The following is a 5334-nucleotide window of genomic DNA, read 5'->3' as shown; positions in this document are numbered from 1 at the left end:
AACACAACCGCTGGAAACAGAAGGGCTTCCGGATCCAGCGGGACCCGACCGGCAAATGGCACACCACCCGCCCCGACGGATCCCAGCTGGAATGACCCAACGGGCGCTGAACGGCAACGGCCAATCCGCGCTCGCGCTCGACCGGCGGAGGCGGTTCCGGCCAGGCACGGGCCGGTACCCTGCGATCATGAGAAACGAGCTGCCCCAGATGGGCGAGGTGGCACCGGCTCGCCGAAACGGCTGGCTGGCGGTAGCAGCCGTAATGATGGTCATCGGCGCGCTCGGAGTTTTCAATGCGCTGTGGATGTGGCTGGTCGAGCACCGCATGGTCTTCCTACTGGCGCTTCCGGTGAACCTTTTGATGGGGTATTGGCTGGTGATGGGGGCATGGCGGCGGGCCAACCCGACGTCGGCGGACCAGGCCGTCGCGGATGGCAGATATCGCTAGTACCGGTGCCGCAAGGTCGGTACGGTGACTTGATGGAACTCAATGCCGCACTGGCCTGGGCGGCCGGTCGCAAGGTCGGCGCGCTGATCACCCTGCGGGCGGATGGCCGCCCCCAGTCCTCCGATGTCGTCTACGCGCTCGGCGGCACCACCTTTCAGATCTCGGTGACCGACGATCGGGCCAAGACGGCCAACATGCGTCGCGACCCTCGGGTCGTGCTGCACGTCAGCGACCCGGACAGCTGGTCCTACGTCTCCTTCGATGGCACGGTCGAGCTGAGTGCGCCGACGACCAGCCCCGGTGATGCCACCAGCGACCGGATGGTTGCTTACTACGAGGCAGTGTCGGGCGGGCCCCACCCCGACTGGGCGGAGTACCGTCAGGCGATGGTCGACGAGCGGCGTCTGCTGGTGACGTTCACCCCGACGTCGGCGGTCGGCCAGGTCCACTGAACCAGCGTGGCTGGTCTGCTGGTTGGCAGGGTTCAGCCTCTGGCGGCACCGATTCCTGGTGCCGTTTTCGGCGCCCGGGTCCCGGGTATACCGGACGTGAGCGGCGTGGTCGCACACCTGTCACTGGGCCGCTTACCCATCTGAGGAGGCACTCATGACCAAGGTCGAAACCACGCCAGCGATCATCGACGGCGAAACCGTGATCACCGACGAGATCATCGAGGTCCGGGCCCCCTTCGACGGAAACCTGGTGGGCTCGGTGCCCCGCTGCGGGAAGGAACACCTCGATCGGGCGGTAAAGGCGGCGCATCGTGAGCTGAAGGCCAACGCCCTCGCCCCGTGGGAGCGGGCCGCCATCCTCGATCGGGTGGCCGAACTGCTGGTCGAGCGCCGCGATGCGTTCGCCCACCTGATCGCCTCCGAGGCGGGCAAGCCGATCACGGTGGCCGAAGGGGAGGCGGGTCGGGCGGTCAACACGCTGACCTACGCCGCCATCGCCGCACGCACCCTCACCGGTGAGACCGTGCCGATGGCCGGCACCGAGAAGGGCGACGGCACGATCGCCTGGACCGAACGGGTACCGATCGGCGTCATCGGAGCGATCTCGCCGTTCAACTTCCCGCTCAACCTGGTCTGCCACAAGGTGGCCCCGGCGATCGCCGCTGGTTGTCCGGTGGTGCTCAAGCCGGCCTCGGCCACGCCTCTGACCGCCCTGATGCTGGCGGAGGTCTTTGCCGAGGCGGGCCTTCCCGCCGGTTGGCTCAACGTCGTGACCGCTCCGGGCAGCGAGTCGAGCGCGCTGGTCGAGCATGAGGACGTTGCCATGATCACGTTCACCGGCTCGCCCGATGTCGGCTGGGGCATCAAGGAGTCGGCGCCCCGCAAAAAGGTGACGCTGGAGCTGGGCAACAACGCTCCGGTCATCGTCGAGCCCGACGCCGACCTGGATGTGGTCGTGCCGAAGCTACGCACCGGTGGGTTTCTGTACTCCGGACAGACCTGCATCGCCATCCAACGTATCTACGCCCACAGCGACATCCACGACGAGCTGCTGGAGCGGTTGAAGGCAGAGGTCGAGCAGATCGTCACCGGGGATCCGCTCGATCACGACACCGAGGTTTCAGCCCTGATCGAGTCGGGAGAGACCGATCGGGTGGAGGGGTGGATCGAGGATGCGGTGAGGGCAGGTGCCACCCGGGTGACCGGCGGAGGCCGCAACCACGACGGCGCCGTGCTGATGCCAACCGTGCTCGCCGGCGTCACGCCTGACATGGAGGTGTCCAAAACCGAGCTCTTCGGCCCGGCGGTGGGCGTTGCGTCCTACGACACCTTCGACGAGGCGGTCGGAATGGCCAACAACAGCCGCTACGGGCTGCAGGCGTCGGTGTTCACCTCCAGCCTGCAGCGGGCGATGGAGGCGGCCGAGCGCATCGACTTTGGGTCGGTGCTCATCAACGAGCAGCCCAACTGGAGGACCGATCAGATGCCCTACGGTGGCGTTCGTGACTCGGGCAACACCAAGGAGGGGCCGCCCTATGCGGTCGAAGAGATGACACGCGAGCGGTTGATCATCATCCGGACCTGACCGGGGGACGTTGAACTTCCGTCACTGCATCGCTCAAGCGGTCGATCCAAAACCCATGCGTACGGGCAGCGAAGTTTCGGTGAACGACTGTTTACCGGTATAATACTGGTCGACTCCGAAAGAGGCATCGAATGGAACGTCAGACGATCAGCGTCCACGGCCATCAGATCTCGTACCGCACCGGCGGGTCCGGCCCGGTCGTGCTGCTCATCCACGGCATGGCCGGAAGCTCCGCTGCGTGGAAGCCGATCCTCGAGGATCTCGGCCAGCACGCCACCTACGTGGCGCCCGACCTCCCCGGTCACGGCTACTCCGACAAGCCGCGCGCCGACTACTCGCTTGGCGCCCAGGCGAGCTTTCTGCGCGACCTGCTGGCCGCCCTGGGCCATGGCAGCGCCACGGTGGTTGGCACCTCGTTGGGCGGTGGCATCGCCATGCAGTTCTCCTATCAGCACCCCGAGCGGTGCGAACGCCTCGTCTTGGTGGGCGCCGGTGGCCTGGGCGAGGAGGTCTCGCCGCTGCTTCGTCTGCTGGCGGTGCCTGGCCTGGACCTGGTGATGCCGGTGGCCTTCCTGCCGTTCATCCGAACCGGGGTGGAGGCGATGACCAGTTGGTTCGGCAAGTTCGGTCTCGCCCCAAAGCCAAAAACCAACGAGATGTGGCGGGCCTACACCTCGTTGATGGAGCCGGAGACCCGCAAGGCGTTCAACCAGACCCTGCGGTCGGTGATCGATCTCAAGGGGCAGCGCGTGTCGGCGATGGACAAGCTGTACCTGGCCGCCGACATTCCGACGCTGATCATCTGGGGCGACGAGGATCCGATCATCCCCATCTCCCATGCCCACGATGCGCACGAGATGATCGACGGCAGTCGGCTTGAGGTCATGGAGGGGTGCGGCCACTTCCCCTACGCCGAGCATCCTCGCCAATTCACCAAGCTGGTGGTGGACTTCATGAACTCCACCACCGCCGCTTCGATTCACAGTGCCGACCTCAACCGGATTCTCAGCGAGCAGGCCGAGGAGAACGCCTCACTGCAAGCACCCGCTCAGGGTTCCTGAGACCGCTCAGTTCAGATCGGCTTGCACCGGCGCGTGGGCGAAGCGCGCCGTGCGCCCGCCCTGACGCTTGAGCACCCGTTGCCACAGCGTGTCGGGATCACGGTCGAGCGGATCGTCGGGGTGGACGTCGCAGATGAACCACGAGTCGATGATCAGCTCACCATCGAGCTGGCCTGGACCCCATCCCGCATAGCCGGCGAAAAGACGGAGTTGGTCGACCGCGGCGTCGGGACCTTCGAGGTGATCCTCCAGGTCGAGGCGCCCCAGGGTGCCTGAAATGTGGTGGAAGCCACTGGGTTGCTCGCCCGGACGCGCGCGGGCGAGGCAAATGATGCCCTGCTTGCTGACCGGGCCGCCGACGAACATCACCTGGGGTGCCGCCGAGCGCTGGGCGAGGGCGGGCAACACCTCGTCCACATCGGTTCCCGCCGGGCGATTGAGCACCACCCCGATGGCACCGCCCTCGTCGTGGTCGATGACGTAGATCACCGAGCGTTCGAAGTTCGGGTCGGACAGCTCGGGGGAGGCGACCAAGAGCTTTCCGGCGGTCGACCCATCGTCCATGCCCTCATCATGTCACCGTTGGCGCAGCCGCGTGCCGCAAATTCTGTAAAACCGCCCGGCACGTCGAACCTGGCTCGTCGGACGGTTGCGGCGTTCAAACGAGGCTGCTTCGCCCGTCGTTTTCCCAACCCGATGCGGTCAGCTGCCAGCCGGGCAGGGCGCTCAGCGGGGTGATGTGTTCGAACGTGCGGCGGTATCCGGTACGGGAGATACGCCACCGGTCGTCGGGGTCCAGCCGGTACTCGTCGTGATAGAAGCAGGCGCCCTGGAGCAGGAACTCCCACTTGCGGTCGACCAGGTGGTCGGTCAACGCCCAGATGCCCGTGGCGGTGCGCACGCCGGTTCGGCGCAGTTCGGGCTGAGTCGCCCGGTGGGCCGAGAGAAACGTTTCGCGCCCCATGGCGTCGGTGAAGAACGCCATCACGGCAGCGCGCCCTTCGAAGTGGAGCGCTCCCCCGCTCCACTCCCCCACGACGTCCTCACACAACGTGTCGGCCACCAGGTCCCAGTCCTTGGTATCGATGCCCCGGATGTAGCGGTACTTCAGCTGCTCCAGCTCGCGTCTGGTCACTTCGTCGAGCGTCGGTTGGTCCATGTCGGTCTCCCCTCGTGTACAGGCCATACCGTAGGCAGCGTGACCACCAGCGATGCAGCCAGCGCACATGACCGAGCCGCCATGTCGACGGCACCAGGCCACACCGCTGTGCTGACCATGGAGCTTCAACGCGGGGTCGTAGGCGATCTCTCGACCCTTGCGGAGTTGCGTGACGCCGTGGCCGACGCAGACCTGCTGGCGTCGGTGGGACGGCTGCTTTCCGCAGCACGGGCAGTGTCGATCCCGGTGGTCCATGCCACCGTCGGCTGGCGCAGCGACCGGCTGGGCACCCCGTTGGTCACCCCGATCGCCCGCCATCTGGCTGGGAACCCTGCTCAGATGTTGGAGGGCACGCCGGCGGTCGAGCTCGACCCGGCGATTGGCCCCGACCTCGACGTCGACCTGATCTCCCACCGCCGTCACGGAATGGCCCCGTTTACCGGCACGTCGTTGGATGCACTGCTGCGGTCGATGGCGGTCACCCGTCTGGTCATCTGCGGGGTGTCGCTCAACGTCGGTGTGCTCGGCGCAGTGATCGAGGCTGTCGGCTTGGGGTACGAGGTGAGCGTTCCCACCGACGCCGTGGCCGGGGTCCCCGGCGACTACGGGGCAGCGGTGCTGCGCCATTC

7 protein-coding genes are annotated in these 5334 nt (G+C 66.6%); 5 read left to right on the top strand and 2 right to left on the bottom strand.

Annotated elements, in window-relative coordinates; all coding sequences use genetic code 11:
- Positions 1-187: 187 nt before the first annotated feature.
- From PKD89_RS19520 to PKD89_RS19505, 4 genes are all read left to right on the top strand, one after another.
- Positions 188-448, top strand: a complete 261-nt coding sequence (locus PKD89_RS19520; RefSeq protein ID WP_289010656.1) for a hypothetical protein — start codon at positions 188-190, stop codon at positions 446-448.
- A gap of 32 nt (positions 449-480) precedes the next feature.
- The gene (locus PKD89_RS19515; RefSeq protein WP_287378161.1) at positions 481-900 is read left to right on the top strand and encodes a PPOX class F420-dependent oxidoreductase; all 420 of its coding nucleotides are present in this window, start codon (positions 481-483) and stop codon (positions 898-900) included.
- 154 nt (positions 901-1054) lie between these two features.
- On the top strand, positions 1055-2485 hold the full coding sequence (locus tag PKD89_RS19510) for an aldehyde dehydrogenase family protein (protein WP_289010655.1): 1431 nt from the start codon (positions 1055-1057) through the stop codon (positions 2483-2485).
- Between the two features lie 131 nt (positions 2486-2616).
- Entirely contained in the window at positions 2617-3546 is a 930-nt protein-coding gene (locus tag PKD89_RS19505; RefSeq protein ID WP_287378167.1) for an alpha/beta hydrolase, read from the top strand.
- A 6-nt stretch (positions 3547-3552) separates the two neighbouring features.
- Here PKD89_RS19505 and PKD89_RS19500 read toward each other — a convergent pair whose 3' ends face one another.
- Positions 3553-4110: a YqgE/AlgH family protein gene (locus PKD89_RS19500; protein WP_287391845.1), complete on the bottom strand. Its 558-nt coding sequence runs from the start codon at positions 4108-4110 to the stop codon at positions 3553-3555.
- A 94-nt stretch (positions 4111-4204) separates the two neighbouring features.
- A complete protein-coding gene (locus tag PKD89_RS19495) occupies positions 4205-4705 on the bottom strand; it encodes a nuclear transport factor 2 family protein (RefSeq protein ID WP_289010654.1) in 501 nt (166 codons plus the stop codon).
- A 39-nt stretch (positions 4706-4744) separates the two neighbouring features.
- Here PKD89_RS19495 and PKD89_RS19490 point away from each other — a divergent pair.
- Positions 4745-5334, top strand: a 590-nt coding sequence (locus tag PKD89_RS19490) for a cysteine hydrolase family protein (RefSeq protein ID WP_289010653.1), incomplete at its 3' end; no start/stop codon positions are given.

It is taken from the genome of Candidatus Neomicrothrix sp. (assembly GCF_035329545.1).
Classification (GTDB): domain Bacteria; phylum Actinomycetota; class Acidimicrobiia; order Acidimicrobiales; family Microtrichaceae; genus Microthrix; species Microthrix subdominans.
Note: the sequence above shows the minus strand (reverse complement) of the source record. Positions and strands in the feature narration are given on the sequence as shown.

Bases quoted from the DNA above. Each gene is read 5' to 3' on its own strand.
- PKD89_RS19520 (WP_289010656.1), top strand. From the start codon at position 188: ATGAGAAACGAGCTGCCCCAGATGGGCGAGGTGGCACCGGCTCGCCGA.
- PKD89_RS19515 (WP_287378161.1), top strand. From the start codon at position 481: ATGGAACTCAATGCCGCACTGGCCTGGGCGGCCGGTCGCAAGGTCGGC.
- PKD89_RS19510 (WP_289010655.1), top strand. From the start codon at position 1,055: ATGACCAAGGTCGAAACCACGCCAGCGATCATCGACGGCGAAACCGTG.
- PKD89_RS19505 (WP_287378167.1), top strand. From the start codon at position 2,617: ATGGAACGTCAGACGATCAGCGTCCACGGCCATCAGATCTCGTACCGC.
- PKD89_RS19500 (WP_287391845.1), bottom strand. From the start codon at position 4,110: ATGGACGATGGGTCGACCGCCGGAAAGCTCTTGGTCGCCTCCCCCGAG.
- PKD89_RS19495 (WP_289010654.1), bottom strand. From the start codon at position 4,705: ATGGACCAACCGACGCTCGACGAAGTGACCAGACGCGAGCTGGAGCAG.